This is a genomic window from Virgisporangium aliadipatigenens, from assembly GCF_016863615.1.
GTDB classification, from domain to species: domain Bacteria; phylum Actinomycetota; class Actinomycetes; order Mycobacteriales; family Micromonosporaceae; genus Virgisporangium; species Virgisporangium aliadipatigenens.
Genome location: NZ_BOPF01000053.1, coordinates 1 through 19,076, shown reverse-complemented (window position 1 = coordinate 19,076; position 19,076 = coordinate 1). Strand labels below are relative to the sequence as shown.

General features: G+C 72.6%; 18 protein-coding genes. 5 read left to right on the top strand and 13 right to left on the bottom strand.

What is annotated here, in order from left to right; genetic code table 11:
• The first annotated feature begins 16 nt into the window (after positions 1-16).
• Both Val02_RS42780 and Val02_RS42775 read left to right on the top strand, forming a co-directional pair.
• Positions 17-1,168 carry a PHP domain-containing protein gene (locus Val02_RS42780; RefSeq protein WP_203905090.1) on the top strand — a complete coding sequence of 384 codons (1,152 nt, stop codon included), beginning with the start codon at positions 17-19 and terminating at the stop codon, positions 1,166-1,168.
• Positions 1,169-1,264: 96 nt separating this feature from the next.
• Positions 1,265-2,947: a DUF885 domain-containing protein gene (locus Val02_RS42775; RefSeq protein WP_203905089.1), complete on the top strand. Its 1,683-nt coding sequence runs from the start codon at positions 1,265-1,267 to the stop codon at positions 2,945-2,947.
• Here Val02_RS42775 and Val02_RS42770 read toward each other — a convergent pair.
• The 13 genes from Val02_RS42770 to Val02_RS42710 all read right to left on the bottom strand — a co-directional run bounded on the left by Val02_RS42770 (position 2,944) and on the right by Val02_RS42710 (position 15,705).
• Positions 2,944-3,531, bottom strand: coding sequence for a nucleotidyltransferase family protein (locus Val02_RS42770; protein WP_203905088.1), 588 nt, complete (start codon positions 3,529-3,531; stop codon positions 2,944-2,946). The two genes, Val02_RS42775 and Val02_RS42770, sit on opposite strands and share 4 nt — an antisense overlap.
• Positions 3,532-3,566: 35 nt before the next feature.
• Complete coding sequence (locus tag Val02_RS42765; protein ID WP_203905087.1) at positions 3,567-6,008, bottom strand: trypsin-like peptidase domain-containing protein; 2,442 nt, start codon at positions 6,006-6,008, stop codon at positions 3,567-3,569.
• Between the two features lie 152 nt (positions 6,009-6,160).
• Positions 6,161-6,793 (bottom strand): hypothetical protein, encoded by a 633-nt coding sequence (locus Val02_RS42760; protein ID WP_203905086.1) that lies wholly within the window; start codon positions 6,791-6,793, stop codon positions 6,161-6,163.
• 70 nt (positions 6,794-6,863) lie between these two features.
• A complete protein-coding gene (locus Val02_RS42755) occupies positions 6,864-8,714 on the bottom strand; it encodes a DUF4012 domain-containing protein (protein ID WP_203905085.1) in 1,851 nt (616 codons plus the stop codon).
• A gap of 17 nt (positions 8,715-8,731) precedes the next feature.
• A complete protein-coding gene (locus Val02_RS42750) occupies positions 8,732-9,118 on the bottom strand; it encodes a holo-ACP synthase (protein ID WP_203905084.1) in 387 nt (128 codons plus the stop codon).
• The gene (locus tag Val02_RS42745; protein WP_203905083.1) at positions 9,108-9,743 is read right to left on the bottom strand and encodes an acetyltransferase; all 636 of its coding nucleotides are present in this window, start codon (positions 9,741-9,743) and stop codon (positions 9,108-9,110) included. Before Val02_RS42745 ends, Val02_RS42750 begins: the two co-directional genes overlap by 11 nt.
• Positions 9,740-10,969, bottom strand: a complete 1,230-nt coding sequence (locus Val02_RS42740; protein WP_203905082.1) for an acyl-CoA reductase — start codon at positions 10,967-10,969, stop codon at positions 9,740-9,742. The genes Val02_RS42745 and Val02_RS42740 overlap by 4 nt, the downstream gene beginning before the upstream one ends.
• A complete protein-coding gene (locus Val02_RS42735; RefSeq protein ID WP_373318046.1) occupies positions 10,966-12,024 on the bottom strand; it encodes a LuxE/PaaK family acyltransferase in 1,059 nt (352 codons plus the stop codon). Before Val02_RS42735 ends, Val02_RS42740 begins: the two co-directional genes overlap by 4 nt.
• Before the next feature lie 5 nt (positions 12,025-12,029).
• Entirely contained in the window at positions 12,030-13,412 is a 1,383-nt protein-coding gene (locus tag Val02_RS42730; protein ID WP_203905080.1) for an AMP-binding protein, read from the bottom strand.
• Positions 13,412-14,167, bottom strand: a complete 756-nt coding sequence (locus Val02_RS42725; RefSeq protein ID WP_239153772.1) for an SDR family NAD(P)-dependent oxidoreductase — start codon at positions 14,165-14,167, stop codon at positions 13,412-13,414. The genes Val02_RS42730 and Val02_RS42725 overlap by 1 nt, the downstream gene beginning before the upstream one ends.
• A complete protein-coding gene (locus tag Val02_RS42720; protein ID WP_203905079.1) occupies positions 14,164-14,400 on the bottom strand; it encodes an acyl carrier protein in 237 nt (78 codons plus the stop codon). The genes Val02_RS42725 and Val02_RS42720 overlap by 4 nt, the downstream gene beginning before the upstream one ends.
• Before the next feature lie 31 nt (positions 14,401-14,431).
• On the bottom strand, positions 14,432-15,022 hold the full coding sequence (locus Val02_RS42715) for a sugar transferase (RefSeq protein WP_203905078.1): 591 nt from the start codon (positions 15,020-15,022) through the stop codon (positions 14,432-14,434).
• A 74-nt stretch (positions 15,023-15,096) separates the two neighbouring features.
• Positions 15,097-15,705 (bottom strand): arsenate-mycothiol transferase ArsC, encoded by a 609-nt coding sequence (locus Val02_RS42710; protein WP_203905077.1) that lies wholly within the window; start codon positions 15,703-15,705, stop codon positions 15,097-15,099.
• A gap of 63 nt (positions 15,706-15,768) precedes the next feature.
• Here Val02_RS42710 and Val02_RS42705 point away from each other — a divergent pair, with 63 nt between their 5' ends.
• From Val02_RS42705 to Val02_RS42695, 3 genes are read left to right on the top strand one after another with little or no spacing between them, the layout of a single operon-like run.
• Complete coding sequence (locus Val02_RS42705) at positions 15,769-16,914, top strand: aminotransferase class I/II-fold pyridoxal phosphate-dependent enzyme (protein WP_203905076.1); 1,146 nt, start codon at positions 15,769-15,771, stop codon at positions 16,912-16,914.
• Positions 16,915-16,922: 8 nt separating this feature from the next.
• Positions 16,923-17,960 carry an SDR family NAD(P)-dependent oxidoreductase gene (locus tag Val02_RS42700; protein ID WP_239153771.1) on the top strand — a complete coding sequence of 346 codons (1,038 nt, stop codon included), beginning with the start codon at positions 16,923-16,925 and terminating at the stop codon, positions 17,958-17,960.
• 28 nt (positions 17,961-17,988) lie between these two features.
• Positions 17,989-19,068, top strand: coding sequence for a polysaccharide biosynthesis C-terminal domain-containing protein (locus Val02_RS42695; protein ID WP_203905075.1), 1,080 nt, complete (start codon positions 17,989-17,991; stop codon positions 19,066-19,068).
• The last annotated feature ends 8 nt before the right edge of the window (positions 19,069-19,076 follow it).

The following is a 19,076-nucleotide window of genomic DNA, read 5'->3' as shown; positions in this document are numbered from 1 at the left end:
CCGCTAGCGTGTGCGCATGGCTCCGCGTGATCCGATCGCCGACCTGAACCGCATCGCGTTCCTCCTGGAACGGGCGCACGAGGCGACCTACCGCGTCCGGGCGTTCCGCGGCGCGGCGGCGACCCTCGGGAAGCTGGCGCCGGACGACCTCGCGGCGCGCGCGGCGGCCGGCACCATCGGTGACCTGCCCGGCGTCGGCGCGGTGACGGCGAAGTGCATCGCCGAGTCGCTCGCCGGCGAGGAGCCGGTCTACCTGCGCCGCCTGGAGTCGACGGCCGGCACCGACCTCGACGAGGCGACCGCGGCGCTGCGGGCGGCGCTCAAGGGCGACTGCCACAGCCATTCGGACTGGTCCGACGGCGGCTCCCCGATCGAGGAGATGGTGGCCGCCGCGATCGAACTGGGCCACGAGTACCTCGTGCTCACCGACCACTCCCCGCGGCTGACCGTGGCGCGTGGGCTGGACGCCGACCGGCTGCGCCGGCAGCTCGACGTCGTCGCGGCGATCAACGAGGGCCTGCGCGCGCTGGACAACCCGTTCCGGCTGCTGAGCGGCATCGAGGTGGACATCCTCGCCGACGGTTCGCTGGACCAGACCGACGAACTGCTCGAACGGCTGGACGTCGTGGTCGGCTCCGTCCACAGTGGACTGAAGGACGACTCCCCCACGATGACCCGCCGCATGGTCAACGCCCTGGGCAACCCGCACCTGGACATCCTCGGCCACTGCACGGGGCGGTTGCTGCCGCGTTCCTCCCAGCCGACGGCGAAGGAAGGCGAGGAGGAGTCGAAGGGCGGGAGGGGCGGCGAACGCGGCCGGCGGGGCGGCGGCAAGGGGCGGGCCGAGAGCACGTTCGACGCGGACGCGGTGTTCGCCGCCGCCGCGCGGCACGACAAGGCGGTCGAGATCAACAGCCGCCCCGAGCGGCTCGACCCGCCCAAGCGGCTGCTGCGCCGTGCGCTCGAAGCGGGCTGCAGGTTCTCCATCGACACCGACGCGCACGCGCCGGGTCAGCTCGACTGGCAGCGCTTCGGCTGCGAACGGGCGGTGGCCTGCGGCGTCCCGGCCGAGCGCATCGTCAACACCTGGTCCGCCGACGACCTGCTGGCGTGGACAGCGGCGCATCGATCGGGCGGGAAAAATCGAAAGATCATCCGCGAGCCGTAACGCGTCACCCGGGAGGCGTGAAACACCCTTTGGGCGACCCGCCCGACGGATGCTTTTCGACTCGCGGATCCCGGCACATACCGTATGGTCGCGATCGTGGGAGAAATCGATGAGATCGCCGACCGGTACGTCGACGAATGGGCTGCACTGGAACCGATCGGCGCGACATTCGTGGGCATCGCCGGGTACGACGACCGGCTGACCGACTTCTCCCCGGAGGGCTACGCCGCCCGCGCCGAGCACGACCGCCGCACGCTCGCCCGCATCGACGCCGTGCGCCCCGTCGACGAGCGTGAACGCGTCGCGCAGGAAGCCATGCAGGAGCGGCTCGGCCTCGCCCTCGCGATGTACGACGCGGGCGAGACCGAGAGCGAGCTGAACGTCATCGCCAGCCCGCTGCACTCCGTGCGCAGCATCTTCGACCTCATGCCGACCGACGGCACGCAGGCCGCCGCCGACATCGCCGCGCGGCTGGCCGGCGCACCCGGCGCGCTGGACGCCTGGCGGGTGACGCTGCGCCGCGCCGCCGAAGGCGGCCACGTGGTGGCCCGCACGCAGATGGTCGAGGTCGCCAACCAGTGCGACATCTGGGTCGACCGCGAGCGGGACAACTTCTTCCACGCCCTCGTGGACCGGGTCAAGCGGGCCAACCCGGGGCTGCCCGCGGCGCTCGTCGCCGACCTGGACCGGGGCGCCGACGCCGCGCGGGAGGCGACCGCCGGGATCGCCACGTTCCTGCGGCGGGACATGGCGCCGCTCGGCAAGGAAAATCAGGCCGCCGGGCTGGAGCGCTACCGGCTCAACTCGCAGTACTTCCTGGGCGCGAAGGTCGACTTCGACGAGGCCTACGCGTGGGCGTTCGAGGAGCTGGCGCGCCTGGAGGCGGAGATGCGCACCGTCTCGGACAAGATCGTCCCGGGCGGCACCATCGACGAGGCCGTCACGGCGCTCGACGCCGACCCGGCGCGCACGATCCACGGCAAGGAGGCGTTCCGGGACTGGATGCAGGCCCTCGCCGAGCAGGCCATGGCCGAGCTCAACGGCACCCACTTCGACATCCCGGAGCAGGTGCGCCGGATCGAGGCGTGCATCGCGCCCACCTCCGACGGGGCGATCTACTACACCGGGCCGAGCGAGGACTTCAGCCGCCCGGGTCGGATGTGGTGGGCGGTGCCGGAGGGCATCGACGAGTTCTCCACGTGGCGCGAGGTCACGACCGTGTACCACGAGGGCGTTCCCGGGCACCACCTGCAGATCGGGCAGACGGCGGTGCGCGCGGAGCTGCTCAACCGCTGGCAGCGGCTGCTGTGCTGGGTCTCCGGGCACGGCGAGGGCTGGGCGCTCTACGCCGAACGCCTCATGGACGAGCTGGGCTACCTCGCCGACCCCGGCGACCGGCTGGGAATGCTGGACGGGCAGGCGTTCCGGGCGGCGCGGGTGATCGTCGACCTCGGCATGCACCTGGAGCTGAAGGTGCCGGCCGACAACCCGTTCGGGTTCCACCCCGGGGAGATCTGGACGCCGGAGCTGGGTTGGGAGTTCATGCGGGCGCACTGCCGGGTGCCGGACGAGAACCTGCGCTTCGAGCTGTTCCGCTACCTGGGTTGGCCGGGGCAGGCGCCGGCGTACAAGCTGGGCGAGCGGATCTGGCTGCAGGCGCGGGACGAGGCGAAGGTCCGTAAGGCGGGCGAGTTCGACCTGAAGGCGTTCCACCGGGATGCCCTCAACCTCGGGTCGCTCGGCCTGGACGTCCTCCAGGCCGCCGTCGCCCGCCTCTAGAAGGTCTGGAACGGGACCAGCGCGTCGGCGGGTGAGTCGAGGTCGGTGCCGTCGGCGATGTCGTCGCAGGGCACGTGACGCACGAGCCGGGGGTGTCGGCGCAGGTACCCCCGGGCGCCCTCGTCGCCGTGCGCCTCGGCGATGATCGGCCCCCAGTGATCGCGCCCGAGCAGCACGGGATGGCCCGGCTCGCCGCCGTACGTGGCCGACACCAGCGCCTGCGGGCACTCGAACGCCGCGATCCGCCGCACCGCCTCGATGGTGATCCCCGGCGTGTCGACCAGCATGACGACCACCGCCTCCGCGGCCGTCGGGATCAACGCCTCCAGGCCGGCCCGCAGCGAGGAGGCCACGCCGCTGGTCCACTGTTGGTTGACGACGACCAGCGCCTCGCCCAGGTAGGCGCGGCGGACGACCTTCTCGGCGGCGGCGCCGAGCACCACGACCTGCGGCCGGCACTCGTCCAGCGTCTCCAGCGCGGTCTCGACCAGTAGCCGGCCGTCGCGTTCGACCAGGGCCTTGGGCGTGCCGTACCGGGTGCCCCCGCCCGCCGCGAGGAGCAGCCCCGCCGCCATGCCGTCCATGAGTTTCACGCTACCGATGGACGCCGCGCGCCGCCTCAGAACCAGCGGAACGATTCCGGAGCGGCCTTCGCCGGTGGTTTCCGGGGCGCGGGGGTGGGGGCGGGCGGCTGCGCGATTCGGCCCAGGATGTCGTCCAGGTCGGCGGCGGCGGTCCCGTCGACCGCGCCGCCAGGGGTCGCGTACACGAGCGGATCGGCCGCGATGAGCACCGTCGCCGGCCCGAACTCCCCGTGCTCGTCGCCGGCGTCGGCCAGCCCCCAGATGGGTTCGACGACCTGGCCGAGCAGCACCTCCAGGTGCTCCGGATCGGGTGCGGCGGCGCCCGGCAGCTGGCGCGGCGACAGGAACACCGAACGCAGGTGCAGCCGCCGCCCGTCCCGAGCCGCGGTCACCACGGGCAGGCGCACCCCGTCGTGGGTGCGTTCGGCGGCGAGGTGCCACCAGCGGCGCCGGCCGCCGTGGTGCGCGACGACGTAGATGAACACCTCGTCCGGCGGCTGTTCCCGCGGCGGGTGCAGGCCGCGCAGCAGCGGTTCCGGGTCGGGCACCTGCGCGGCGACGCGGCGGGCCACCGGGTGCAGTTCGGCCGAGCCGCTGACCAGCGCCGCGAGGAGGCCGGCGGTCGGGCCGTCGTGCGCGGCGACGCGGCTCAGCACGGTCAGCATCCGGTGCCGTTGGCCGTCCAAGGCGGCCGCCGCGACGGCGTTCAGCTGCCGGGCGTCCACGAGCGGGTCGGGGCCGCGCAGGGCGGCGCCGACCAGTTCCTCGGCGAAGCGCTCCGGGGTCAGCGGCTGCCAGTAGGCCCCGTCCGGCGACGGGTACAGCTCGTGCAGCCAGGTCGAGACCTTCTCGCGCAGCGTCCGGTCGGCCGGCATCATCCGCAGGGCGGCCAGCAGCCGCCGGGCCTCGTCGGCGTCCTGCGCCCCGCACAGCGCGGCGGCGCACACCGCCTGCAGGCGGGCCCGGTCACCCAGTTTGACGCCGTGCCGGGTGGCCGTGTCCCGCCAGTACTCGACCTCGTGGGAGAGCAGCCGGGCGGCCCAGCTCTGGCCCTCCGCGGTCGGGCGCACCGCGTCCAGCAGCCGGGTCGCGACCGCGGTCTGCACCGTCAGCGCGTGTGCGTACCGGGGATCCGCGAGGTCGTCGGGGTCGGGCAGGAGCATCGCGACCTCCGGCAGGCGTTCCGCTCCGGGTACGCCGTGCCGTGCGAAGACCCGGTGGAACGCGTCCGCGAGCTGCCACGCCACCTGCCGGTACGCCGCGGCGCGCAGGTCCGGTTCGGGGTCCAGCGGGCCGAGGGAGATCACGTGCGCGTCGCGCACCCGGGGGTCCTGCCCCGGGTCCCGCCACCAGCCGCCGGCCGAACGGGCCAGCAGCAGCACCCGCACCCCCGCGTCGGTGCCGCCGGTGATGTCGCGCAGGAGGTCGGCCAGTTCGGCCGGGGCGCACATGTCCGCGTTGTCGACGACGAGCAGCACGGATGCGGCGGGTTCGGCGAGTGCGGCCTGGGCGGCGGGGCCGAGCGCCGGGGGCGTTCGCAGGAAGCCGCCGACCCAGCCGGCGGAGAGCTGGTCGGCCAGCAGCTTGGCGGCGAGCCGCGTCTTGCCCTGCCCGGTCGGCCCGTGGATCAACGCGACGCGTACGCCACCGCCGCGGCACCACAGGTCGAGCGCGCCGAGTTCGGCCTCGCGGCCGTAGAACTCGACGGATGCCGCGGACGCGCTCAGCAGCGCGGCGGGCGACGGGGGCGGCGCTACGGGCTCCCGCAGGGCGGGGTCGAGCTCGACCGCGGTGGTGTGCGGGCCGGCGATGACCCGTTCGACGGCGGCGACGAAGTCCGGGACGCGCAGCAGCCGCCACACCGGTTCGGCCGCGAACCGGTCGGCCCGCCGGTCGGGCAGTTCGGCGACGACGAGCGCGAGCAGGTGCTGCGCGTCGGGCATCCGCGGGTCGGCGCAGATCACCGGGCTGCCGGGCGACCAGTCGGGCCGCGCTCCCCCGGGCCCACGGGCGTCCGCGCCCGGCCCGGCGAGCGTCACCTGATGCCGCGCCGAGGTCACGCTTCCCCGGCGGGAACGCCCGGGCAGTGCGGCCGCCGAGATGAGCGCCGGGACGGAGCCGCCGCCCCTGGTGCCGGGCAGCCCGAGCACGGAGGCACCGATCTCGCCGGTGCGCCGCAGGATCCGCCCGAACGGCAGGGGCGTAACGCCGCCCGGCGGTGGCTCCCACCGTTCGACCGGAATCTCCAGGAGCGCGGCGTCGAGCCCGCGCGCGGAACCGTCCCACGCGACGGACGCCGGCTGCTCGTCGGCCTGCAACGGGTCGGTGGCGCCGGACAGGCGCACCCACACCGGCCCCTCGCGGACCACGTGGGCGGCCGTCAGGATCAGCCGCTCGGCGACGAGAACGCCGGTGCCACGGGCGCCGTTGTTCCCGGCGGACACCTCCACCACACGATCCGTCAGCCGTCCGGCCACGCAGCCTCCCATTCGCTCCGTAGTCGAGTACTCACCATGGTCGCTGGAACGCGGCCGCGGCAAAACCCCGGATCGTCGGATTGCGTCCCCGTGGACGAACGTCGAGGGGTCCGACCGTGACGGTCGGACCCCTCGCTGCATCGACACCGCGTTTACGACTCGAACTGTCCGCGCCGGCGCTTGCGGAACGCGAACCAGACCAGGAACGCACCCACCGCGATCGCGGCGGCGCCACCGATCACCTCGGTGCCGACCCGCGGGTTGAGGCCGGTCACGGCGAGCTGCGCGCTCGAGGTGGTGGTAGCGGCGGCCGCGACGACCGTCACGGTCTCCGTGAGAACGGCACCCGACTGCGCGCCGGACGCCTTCAGGATGGCGGTACCCACCTGTTCCAGGTCCAGCATCACGGAGAAGCTGCCGTTGCCGTCGGCCTGCACCGAGGTGATGTAGTCCCGGGGCACGGGGAGGCCTGCGACGACGAACGCCCCGTTCGCGTGTTCCTTGAGCCCGGCGGTCGTCGACGTGAAGGTGACGTCGATGGCGATTTCCTCGAACGGCCAGAAGCCGGTGCCGCTGAACTCGATCTGACCCCCGGCGGCGACAGCCGGCTTGTCCACATTGGTCTGCGGCGTGTTGTCGGGGTAGGGGTTGGTGCTCGGGTCGGTGCTCGGCCCGACGCTCGTGTCGGTGCTGGGATCGGCGCTGGGCGCGGCACCGGCCGGTGCGGCGATGAACAGCGCGGTCGCGGCGGTGGCGAGAACAAGTAGTAGCCGATGTACCCGCAAGGCTCCCCCTCAGGCATCTCGGGACGATTTGCCCGATTTGTGGTTGGTGAATTTGCCGAAGATGAGGCTATTACGCACTCGCGCACTTGTCCGTATTTTTCACATTTACTGCCGCTTTTTCGACGGTTGGTGTAAGACGGAGCGTCGGTGTCCGCCAGCGTGCCGCCTCAGGCAGAGGCGCGGTGAGCAAGGTGATTTCGAGCGCTCTGGCCCCTCCCGCCGGCACGTCGACCAGCATCCGCCCGACCATCCGGTTCTGCTCCGTGCCGCTGCTGACCCGGATCGGCTGGCCGTCGAGGGTCACCGACTCCAAGGCCCCGCCGGTCGGGCTGAACGCGGACACGATCGTGCGGGCCGTGTACGGGTTGCCGGCCAGCCCGAGGCCCAGCACCGACGCGGGCAGGCCGGAGGTCGGCGCCTCGGAGGAGAGCTCGAAGAAGAGCGTGAGCCGCATCCGGCGGTCCGGCCGGCACTCGTAGCCGACCTCGGCGCGCTGGCGCAGGTAGTAGCCGAGCTTGGCGCCGCTGCCGTCGTTCAGGAACAGCCCGATCGTGGGCCGGTCGCCGTCGCGGGGCGGCAGGGCACCCTCCAGCGCCGTGCCGGCGATCAGGCTCTGCTCCTCCGGGCGCGCGCTCCAGATCAGGATGCGGCGTTCGGCGGTGGCCTGGCGCAGCGCCGCGACGAGGGCGGCCGGGGACGCGGCACCGCCGGCCAGCGCGGTGAACGCCGCCCGCGCCGCGGCACCGAAGTACCTGTTCTGGGCGTCGTCATCGTCGCCGAACACCCGGTACGCATCCGACAGCAGGGTCCGCACCGCCGTGTCCGCGGTGAGCGCCGGCCCGCCCGGCACCTCCACCGGCCCGGTCGCGCGGAGCAGGTAGCCGAGCACCACCGGATCGGTGACCAGCACACCGTCGACCGTGGTACCGGTGCGCAGGCGGAACATCTCCCGCAGGGTGTTCGCCGCGTAGGGGAAGTACGGCGTCAGGTTGACGTTCGCCGGGTAGACGGCGAGCTTGTCGGAGTAGAGGGCGCGCATGTTCGGCGCGACCGGCACGACCGGCGCCTCGAACGGAGGCAGCACGACCGCGGTGGAACCCTGGCTCGTCAACTCCATCCGGCCGGCATCCGCCCGCAGCACCACGAAGGAGCCGGGCATTCCGCCGGTCGCCCGCACCTCGGCGGGGTTCTGGAACATCGCGAGGTAGGTACGCGGCCCGTCGGCGCCGAGCATGCCCGGCAGCAGGCCGGTCAGCGTGACGGCCGCCGCGGTGATCCCCGCGGCCTTGTCGAGCCCGTCGCGCAGCCGGGTCACCGCGTCGCGCACCTGCGGGCGAAGCCCGGCCGGGTCGAGTGTCACCACCCGGTCGCGTGCGCGGCGGACCGCGGCGTCGGCCCGCGCCACGTGCGGCGCGGCGGCCCTCAGCCGGTCCACGTCGATCCGGCCGTCGCCGGCCAGAAGCGTCTCCGGGCGCAGCTCACCGGCCGCCTCCAGCAGCGCGGCCAGCCCGTCGTCGGCCAGGTCGTCAAGCGTGGCGGCGATCGTCCGGACGGTCGACGCGTCGTGACCGACCCACGGGAACCTCCCCGCCAGGCGCCACGTGGGGTCGTCGGCGCCCGCGCGCGCGGCGTTCGTGTGCCGCCGCAGCTCGTTCAGGGTGTTCCGGGCCTGCGCGGCGTCGCCGGTCTGCAACTGGAGCTGAAGCGCCGGGACGAGCTGAGCCGCCGCGAGCAGGTGGGTACGCGTGTCGCGCACCTGGACGGCCAGCCACAGCACCGGGGTTCCGGCGAGGAGAAGGAGACCGACGAGGAGGAGCGCGACGCTGCGCAGCCGCCGCCGGCGCCGCTCGCGGTGGGGTCGGGACTCAGGGGCGCCCCCGCCGCCTTCGGCGTCTATCGCATCGTCCAATCGGTCGATCACTCACATAAAGTAGCAATTCAGACACAGTCCGTGCGCGAAAGTGCCGGGACGGCTATCGCCACGGCGACGGCGATGCGTTCCGTGTGTGCGATGGAGAGTCGCACCGCGCCGTTCCACGGCACCCGCACGACCGGGGCACCACCGGCGGCCACGCCGATCTCGACGTCGCGCAGCGACACCCGGACGAACGGGTCCAGCGCCTTGACGGTCGCCTCCTTGGCACACCATCGGCCCGCGTAGCTCTCGGCCGGCCGCCCCATCGAGCGGCAGTGCGCGTGCTCCGCCTCGGTGAACAGGCCGCGTGGCGGGTCCGCCCACCGGTCCACCTCCTCGACGTCCACGCCCACCCCGAACCCGTCCGGGGCGGGCAGGCCCGTGAGCAGGGCCAGGGCGTCAGCCAGCATCGGGGAACATCACCCGGGAGCGGGCCGGGTTTCCGACCGCGAGCGCGCCGGCCGGCACGTCCCGCAGCACCACGGATCCCGCGCTCACCTTCGCGCCCGTGCCGACCCGCCGGCCCGGCGTCACGGTCGCGTGTGTGCCGAGGAACGCGGCCGCGCCGATCGACGCGTGGCCGTTCACGGCGGCGAAGGGCGAGAGCACCGCGTGTTCACCGACCGTCGCGTCGTGCCCCACGCTGGCGTGGATGTTGACGACGGCGTTCGCCGCCAGGTGTGCACCGGAGCCGACGAACGCGAACGGGCAGACCACGCAGCCCGGTTCGAGCCGGGCGCCGGCGGCCACGTAGGCGCGCGGGTGCACCAGTGTGCCCAACACTCCGCCGCGCCCGATGACGGCGGCGGCGAGTTTGTGCCGCAACGCCGGATCCCCCACCGCGACGATGAACCGCGTCGCCGGCGTGATGTCGACGGCGTCCACGGGTCCCAGCACACCCACCGGCAGCGTGAACCCGTCCAGCGCCCGCGGCTCGTCGTCGGCGAAGCCGGCCACCGGCCAACCGAGATCGGCGGCGTACGCGCACACCTCGCGGCCGAACCCACCGGCCCCGACGATCACGATCGGGTTCATCCGGGCAGCACCTCCGCCGTCGAGACGGTGACCCGCCTGGTGAACGCCTGCAACAGGTCGTGCCCGTCCCACACCCGCTGGAAGGTGAGCGCCTGGCCGAGCGGCACTATCCGGTCCACGCCGCGGCCGTTCAACGCACGCACGAGGCCGGTCAGCTCCGCCCCGGTGAACCCGTGGTGCACGATCGTCTGGTCGCGACGTTCGATGTGCGGCACGAGGTCGTTCAGTGCGTCCAGGCGCAGTTCGTGGAAGACGCCGCCACCGCAGTGCTCGCGGCGCGGCTGCCCGAACCGCTCCACCGTCAGCACCGCCAGGGCGTTGTCGTACCAGCGGCACGCCGACACAGGTTGGTCGAGCACCGCTCCGTAGACGTAGCCGAGTTTGCTGACCGCGAGCGAACCGTCGACCGGGTAGCCGCCCGCGCCGACCAGTGTCGCCAGCCGGCCGAAGAAGTCCTCCGAGGCCAGTGCCGCCTCGGCGCGGCTGCCCACCCAGACCACGAGGCGCGGCGAGGAGCAGGCCCGCTGGTCGAACATGTACGCGTCGGCCCGGAACCGCGAGACCAGCGCGTCGCGGTCCGGTGCGGCAAGGTACGCCGGTGCCCGCATCACGGCGAGCGAGAACCGGTCCGGAAACGTCAGCTCGGTCGCGTGCGGCGGCAGCGGACTGCGCCGGATGGTGTCCACAGTGGAGTCGCCGCCCCAGATGACCCGCAGGTCGCACGCCGCGGACAGCGCCGCCGTCCAGGTGTCGTCGTGGCCGTACCGCACGATGCGCAGCGCGTCGCGCACGCCGTCGAAGCCCTCGTCCAGCAACTCCCGCAGCAGCCCGACGATCAGTTCGGTGTGGCCGCCGGCGCGGTCCGACAGGCGCACGACGTTGCGGTTGCCGACCAGTGCCGACATCAGCCAGGAGTACACGAAAATGGTGTCCACATTGGACGGTGGAACGTGGAAGACGGTACCGCGCGGCACCAGCAGGCAACCGTCGTTCTCGAGCGCCGCGAAATCGGCCGCGAGCCGGCGGATCTCACCGGGCCGGGTCCAGTACGCCAGCGCCTGCAGTTCCGGGACCCGCCCGCCGGCCCGGCCGAGCCGCCGCGACAGCGCGCCCGCGAACTCCACCGTCTCCGCGTCGAACGGCCGTCCCGTGGGCGTCGCCCGCATCCACGCGGCCGTCCCGTCGGGTCCCGCCTGCGGCTCGGCGAGGACGGCCGGGGCGGTCATGCCGCCGCGCCCGTGTTGACGGCGTGCGTGTCGCCGCAGCCGCGCAGTTCGACCCTGGGCAGACGACCCACGACCGACAGCCGCGTGCCGCCCCAGCCGGTCGCCGGGTCGCCTGCGTCGTGCACCACGCCCAGGTCCTCGGTCAGGATGGCGTGTCCCGGGTAGCTCGTCGGCAACGCGCTGACCACCTCGAGGACGCCGACCGTGCCGTTCGGGGCGGGCTCCCAGGTGACCGGGTCACGCACGAGGACGTCCGCGAAGTTCGGCGCGTGCAGGTAGCCGTCGTCGCCCTCCAGGAAGACGCTGCCGACCTGCTCCACCATGCCGTAGAAGTTGTGTACGCGGGTCAGCCCGAAGCGTTCGCGCAGGACCCGCTTGAACGTCGGGTTGTCGACCGCCTGCGCCTGGAGCGCCTTCCACCCTCCACTGTGGACAAGCACTCCCCGGGAGAGATCCGCCTGGGCGCCCAGTTCCGTCACCAGGTGCCGCCACACCATGTACGTGAAGCCGAACATCAGGAACGGGCGGTCGCCGAAGCGTTCCAGGAAGCGCCGTATCGCGGTGACGTCGACCCGCATGTCGGTGTCGAGCGCGTAGGTGTGGTGACGACCGAGCGCGGCCATGCCGAGCACACCGGCGCCGCGCGCGCTCATCTGCCGCCGGTCGCCCACCACGGCGGGACTGTCCACGATGAGCATGGGCAACCGGTCGGGGCCGAGCACCGTCGCCATGATGGCCACGAGTGCCTGCGCCTGGCGTTGCGCGGTGGCCCGGTCCAACACGATGCGGCTCACCCGCTGGCCGGTGGTGCCGCTGGAGGTCATGGTCTTGAAGACCTCCGACTCCGGGACGCTCAGCAGCCGGTGCGTCTTGAAGACCGACACCGGCAGCCACGGCACGCCGGCGATGCCGGTCCCCCGCGCCGAACCGAAGATCGTGAGCAGGCGGCGGTACTCGGGGCAGTGCGCCCGGTGGTGTTCGGTGAGCCGGTCGAGTTCGGCGCGCAGGAGAAGTTCCTTCTCGGCCTGCGGCAGGCCGTACTGCGGAAGGTCCAGGAGGTTCACGACGCCGCCTGTTCGGCCAGCCGGCGGTAGTCGGTCTTGCCGCTGGCCAGCACCGGCAGGGTGTCGACGTGCACGAAACGCAGGGCCCGGGGTGGCAGCCGCAGCGTGCTGGCGAGGCTGCGCCGCGCGTCGGCGAACCGGGTCGGGTCGCCCCACGCGCAGAAGAGCGTCAGCTCGTCCGGCAGGGCGTTCACGGCGGCGACCGGTCCGTGCCCGTGCAGCAGCCCCTCGACCTCGTCCAGGTTGAGCCGCGTGCCGAACAGCTTGCCGATGCGGCGGGTCCGGCCGGTGACGTACAGGTAGCCCTCGTCGTCGAGGTGGCCGAGGTCGCCGGTGTCGATCGTGTCGCCCTGCACGTCGCCGAGGCTCAGGTCGGCGCGTTCGTGCGCGTAGCCGAGCATGACGTTCGGGCCGGTGTAGTGGACGGCGCCGGGTCGGCCCGCGGGCAGCGGCAGCCCGTCCGGGCCGCGCACGGTCAGCGTGCCGCCGGGCAGGGCCGGCCCCACCGAGCCGGGCTTGTCGGGCAGGCGTTCCGGGGGGAGGCAGGTCATCCGCGGCGACGTCTCGGTCTGCCCGTACATGACGTAGAACCGGCCACCGACGCGGGCGGCGAAGTCGTTGACGAGATCGGCGGAGAGTCGGCCGCCGGCCTGGGTCAGCGCGCGTAGTGCCGGCTGGTCGGTGAAGTCGAACCGCAGTCGGTGCAGGATCTCGTAGGTGGCCGGCACCCCGCCGAAGAAGGTGACGCCGTGCCGGCGGACCGTCGCCCAGAAGTCCGGGGAGAGCACGTCGGGCGGCGTGAGCAGGACGCTACCGCCGGACCACAGGTGGGAGTGCAGCACCGACATGCCGTAGCTGTAGTGCAGCGGCAGGCTGGAGACCGCGCGATCGGCCCGGGTCAGGCCGAGCGAGGCGGCGATGGCGGCCGCGTTGGACGCGATGTTCTCCCGGGAGAGCCGCACGAACTTGGGGCTGCCGGTGCTGCCGGAGGTGGTGAGCAGCACGGCGAGGTCCGGGTGCGGCGGCTCGCCCTGGGCGGTGGAGCGCGCGAGCCCGTCGCCCGCGGCGTGGTACCCGTCCGGCGGTGGCGTGCCCGGCGGATGCACCACGACCTCCGGCCGGTACCGCGCGAGCAGCGGCCCGAGCGGCGCGGAACCGTCCAGGAGCGCTACCGCGTGCCCGTTCTCGATCGCGGCGAGGTAGTGGACGGCGGTGTGCACGCTCGGGTCGGCGAACACGAAGACCAGACACCGCCGGCTGCCCAGAACCGGTGCGAGCCGCTCGACCCGTGCGGCGAGCGCGGCGTGCGTCAGGACCGCGCCGTCGACGCCGTCGATCAGCGCCGGCTCCAGATCGTCGAAGCGCACCAGGAGGGACATCAGATCCGCATCCCTCCGTCGACGCCGAGCACCTGCCCGGTGATGTAGGCGGCCAGGTCGCCGGCGAGGAACAGCACGGCGTTCGCCACCTGTTCGGGTGTGCCGACGCGGCCCATACCGATCCCGTCGACGAGTTCCCGGTAGCGCTCCGGCGGGATGCCGCGGGTCATGTCGGTGTCGATGAGGCCGGGCGCCACGGCGTTCACGCGGATGCCGTGCGGGGCCAGTTCCTTCGCGGCGGAACGGGTCAGGCCGACGACCGCGGCCTTCGCCGAGCCGTACACGGCCTGTCCGACGTTGCCGTGGGTGCCGATGATCGAGGTGAGGTTGACGATCGCGCCCCCGCCGTGGCGCCGCATGAGGCGGGCCGCCGCCTGAAGGTGGTGCAGCGGGCCGAACGTGTTGACCCGCAGCACCCGTTCGACCAGGTCGTCGGAGATCATCCCGATGAGGGCGTCCTCGAGGATCCCGGCGTTGTTGACCAGGATGTCCAGGCGCCGGTGGGTGCCGAAGATCCGGCGGTAGGCCTCCCGGATCTGTTCCGGGTCCGCGGCGTCACAGGCGAGAGCATCCGCGGGAACGCAATGTGCCTCGGTCAGCTCGGCGGCGCGGGCCTTGGCTGCTTCGGCGTCCGCTCGGGAGTTCACGATCACCGTGGCACCGTGAGCGGCGAGCGCACGCGCGGTGCACCAGCCGATCCCCCGGGTCGAACCGGTGACGAGCGCGACCCGGCCGTCGAGACGCAGGCCGGTCACGCGGCCACGCCGTGCTTGGACAGGATGTCGCGGGCGGCCGCGAAGCTGCTCATACCGAGCACGTCGGCGGTGTCGAGCATGACGCCGAACGCCTCCTCGATCTCACCGACGAGTTGCATGTGCGCGACTGAGTCCCATTCGGGGACCTTCCGGTACGCCAGGGCGGACCAGTCCACCTCGGCGGGAAGGCCGAGCGTTTCAGAGAAGACTGTCTGAAGCTTGTCCACTGCCATGCATATGAGGATATATCGGACAAGACTAGTTCTACCGGGCGTTGCCCAGGAACTCCGTCATGGTCGCCGCGCCCGGTGCGACCACGCCCTTCCGGCGTACCACCGCCACGGCGGTCTCGACGAGCACCCGCAGGTCCAGCCGCAGCGACCGGTGATCGACGTACCAGACGTCGAGGGCGAACTTCTCCTCCCAGGAGAGCGCGTTGCGCCCACGCGCCTGCGCCAGGCCGGTGACCCCGGGGCGCACCTCGTGCCGGCGGGCCTGCTCCGGCGAGTAGCGCTCGAGGTAGGACATCAGCAACGGGCGTGGCCCGACCAGGCTCATGTCGCCGCGCAGGACGTTCCACATGGTCGGCAGCTCGTCGAGACTGGTGGCGCGCAGGAACCGGCCGAGCCGGGTGAGCCGTTCGCCGTCCGCTCCCGGACCGGTGCGCATGGTGCGGAACTTGACCAGTTCGAACGGGCGGCCGTCCCGCCCGGGGCGCACCTGCCGGAACAGCACCGGCCGGCCCATCCGCAGCCGGATCACCGCGGCCACGCCCACCTGCACCGGAGCGCTCAACACCAGCACCGACGCGGCACCGACGACGTCGATCAGCCGTTTCCCGTAGTCGTATCCCATCGGAGCCCCCTAGTCCGATTTGCCACGGTAGCTCCATATATGAAGCTATTATTGGGCAATTCGGAAATAAGGAGCTAGTGAACGTGGATCGCTCCCGGTGCCACCCCGGTCTCGAACCGGGTCACCAGCACGTCCACCACGCCGTCGAGCACCTTGGCGCACTCCCGGAACGCCTCGATCGGCGAGTTCAGCGGGTCCTTGAGATCGTCCGCGTCGGTCGATCCCTGCTGCCGCGAACGGGCCACCACGATCTCGTCCATCAGTGCCGGCAGCCGCCGCAGCGGCGCGGCGACGGCCGGAAGTCGTTCCGGGGCAACCGCTTCGGCCAGCCGGGCGAACTGCCGCATCGTGAACGTCCGGCGCAGCGTGCTCGGCGCGATCGTGACGCAGTGCGCCCGCTGGGCGCGGGTGGCCGTCAGCACCAGGTCGGCGGCGGCCAGCAGGCCCGGCGTCGCGAGGCGCGTGGCGAACCGCTCCGGGTCGATGCCGCGTTCGCGCAGCACCGCGGCGCTGTGCTCGTGCATGGCCCGCCCGGGCGTCGCATGCGTGCCGGCGCTGAAGATCTCGGCCGCTCCCGCGCCCAGCCGCGCGGCGAACGCGTCCCGCGCGAGGCGTTCGGCCAGCGGCGACCGGCACACATTGGCGTGGCAGACCAGCAGCAGACGTAACGGACGCTCTTCCATTTGCCGCTCCCCCCGCTCGAAAAATGTATAAACCGGATCGTACCGGTCAAGGAGACAACAGAGATGGCCACGATGCACCTGTCGGCACCGAGCGTGGGTCCGCTCGAACGCGAGTACCTGCTGCGCGCGTTCGACTCGGGGTGGATCGCGCCGGTCGGCCCCGACCTCGACGCGTTCGAGCGGGAGCTGGCCGCCACCACCGGCGTGCGCGAGGCGGTCGCGGTCGCCTCCGGCACCGCCGCCCTCCATCTGGCGCTGGAACTGGTGGGCGCCACGGCCGGCCGTTCGGTGCTGGTGCAGAGCCTCACCTTCGTCGCGACGGCCAACGCCGTGCGCTACACCGGCGCGACGCCGGTCTTCGTCGACAGCCATCCCGACACGTGGACCATGGATCCCGAACTCGTCGCCGACTACCTGGCCCGGCATCGGGAGGACCCGCCCGCGGCCGTGGTGCCGGTGGACATCTTCGGCCAGTGCGCCGACTACGACGCCCTGCGCGAGGTGTGCGGGGCGCACGGCGTGCCGATCGTGCAGGACGCCGCGGAGGCGCTGGGGGCGTTCCACCGGGGGCAGCCGGCCGGGGCGCAGGGCGAGCTGGGCGTGCTGTCGTTCAACGGAAACAAGATCATCACCACGGGCGGCGGCGGGGCGCTCCTGACCGACGACCCGCGGCGGGCGGCCCGGGCCCGGCACCTCGCGACCCAGGCCCGCGAACCGGCACCGCACTACGAGCACACCGAGGTCGGCTACAACTACCGGCTCGGCAACCTGCCCGCCGCGCTCGGCCGGGCCCAGCTCGCCCGGCTCCCCGAGATCGTGGCGCGCAAGCGCGCGATCCGGGCCCAGTACGCGGCGTTCTTCAGCCAGGTGCCCGGCGTCGACCTGATGCCCGAGGCGGCCTACGGCACCGGCAACGCCTGGCTCACCGTCGTCACCATCGACCCGGTGCGCTGCGGCTCCACCGCCGAGGAACTCCGCATGGCCCTTGCCACGCACGGGATCGAGGCGCGCGCGGTGTGGAAACCCATGCACCTGCAACCGGTCTACGCCGCCGCGCCCGCGCTCGACCGCGGCGTGGCCGCCCGGCTGTTCCGGCAGGGGCTGTGCCTGCCGAGCGGCGCCGGGCTCAGTGAGGCCGACGTCGATTACGTGATCGAGGTGGTGGCCGGTGCGCTCAGCCGCCGTGCCCGCCAACTCGCCGACCTGTAGGGGGCCCAATGAAATCCGACATGCACGGACGGCGGTTCCTCATCACCGGGGGGACCGGGTCGTTCGGACGCACGATGGCGCGGCGGCTGCTCGCGCTCGGCGCCGCGGAGGTGCGCGTTCTCAGCCGCGACGAGGCAAAGCAGGACGCCATGCGCCAGGAACTGCGCGACGAGCGGATCCGCTACCACCTCGGCGACGTGCGCGACTACGACTCGGTGGTGCGGGCCAGCCGGGACGTCGAGTACGTGTTCCACGCGGCGGCGCTCAAGCAGGTGCCCTCGTGCGAGTTCTTTCCCGTGGAGGCCGTGCGCACCAACGTTCTCGGCAGCAGCAACGTCATCAACGCGGCCGAGCGCGCCGGCGTGAAGACCGTCGTCGTGCTCAGCACCGACAAGGCCGTCCGGCCGGTGAACGCCATGGGCATGAGCAAGGCGCTGATGGAGAAGGTCGCCCGTTCGCACGCGCGGAACCACCCCGGCAGCCGCACCACCGTCTGCGGCGTGCGCTACGGCAACGTCATGTACTCCCGCGGTTCGGTCATCCCGCTCTTCATCGACCAGCTGCGCGAGGGACGGCCGCTGACCGTCACCGACCCGGGGATGACCCGCTTCATGATGTCGCTCGCCGACTCGGTGCAGCTGGTCGAGCACGCCTTCGCGCACGGCCGGCCCGGGGACCTGTTCATCCGCAAGGCGCCCGCGTGCACCATCGGGGACCTCGCGGTGGCCCTGTGCAACCTGTTCGGGATCACCCTGGAACTGGAGGTGATCGGCATCCGGCACGGCGAGAAGTTCTCCGAGACGCTCGCCACCGCCGAGGAACTGGCGCACGCCGACGACTTCGGCGAGTACTTCCGCGTGCCGGTCGACACCCGGGACCTCAACTACGCGCTCTTCTTCGACCAGGGCGATCCGAAGGTGGCCCGCACCGACGACTTCGACTCGGCGAGCGCGCCACGGCTGAGCGTTCCCGAGATAGAGGCCCTGCTGCGCACGCTGCCCGAGGTCCAGGCGGAATTGACCCGCTCCCTGGTGGGTGTGGGATGAGCGGGGAGCAACTGAGCGGGGCACAGCGGTGAACGGGTGGGCGATCACCGGGGGCAGTGGGTTCCTCGGGTGGCACACGCGGGTCCTGGCGCGGGCGTTGGGCTGGCCGGAGCCGGTCGTGCTGCAGCGCGCCGACCTCGTGGACCCGGACCGGCTGGCGGCGCTGCTCACCGGCGTCGACCTGGTGGTCCACGTCGCGGGCGTCAACCGCGGCGACCCGACCGAGGTGGCCGCCGGCAACATGACGCTCGGCTCGTGGCTCGCCGCCGGCATCGAACGCGTCCCCGGCCCGCCGCCGGACGTGGTCTACGCCAACTCGGTGCAGGCCGACAACGGCACGCCGTACGGGGACGCGAAGGCGTTCGCCGCCGCCACGCTGGCGAAGACGACCACGCGCATCGGAGCCGGGTTCCGGGACGTCCGGCTGCCGAACCTCTTCGGGGAGCACGGGAAGCCCTTCTACAACTCGGTCGTGGCGACGTTCTGCCGGGTGTACGCCGAGGGTGGACAGCCGTCGGTCGGCGAGGACCGCAAGCTGGAGCTGTTGCACGCCACGGATGCCGCTTCCCTGCTGCTCGGCACATCCTCCACTGTGGAGAGTCGCCGGATGCACGTCGGCGAGCTGGCCGAACGGATCGGCCGCTTCGCCGCCGTGTACGCCGGCGGCGAGATGCCGGTGCTGCTGGACCGGTTCGACGTGCGGCTGTTCAACACGTTCCGGTCGCACCTGCCGGTGGTGCCGCGGCCGCTGCCCACGCACGCCGACGCGCGCGGTGAACTCGTCGAGACCGTCAAGGCGCACGGCGGGCCGGGGCAGTCGTTCTGCTCGTCGACGGTGCCGGGTGCGACCCGCGGGCAGCACTACCACCTGCACAAGATCGAACGTTTCGTGGTGGTCAGCGGCGAGGCCGAGATCCGGCTGCGGCGGGTGCTGCACGACGACGTGGTCACCCTGCGGGTCAGCGGGCGCGAGCCGGTCGCCGTGGACATGCCGGCGCTGTGGGCCCACAGCATCACCAACGTCGGCGGAGCCGACCTCATCACGCTGTTCTGGGCGAACGAGGTCTTCGATCCGGCCAGGCCGGATACCTACAGGGAGATCGTATGAGCGCGTTG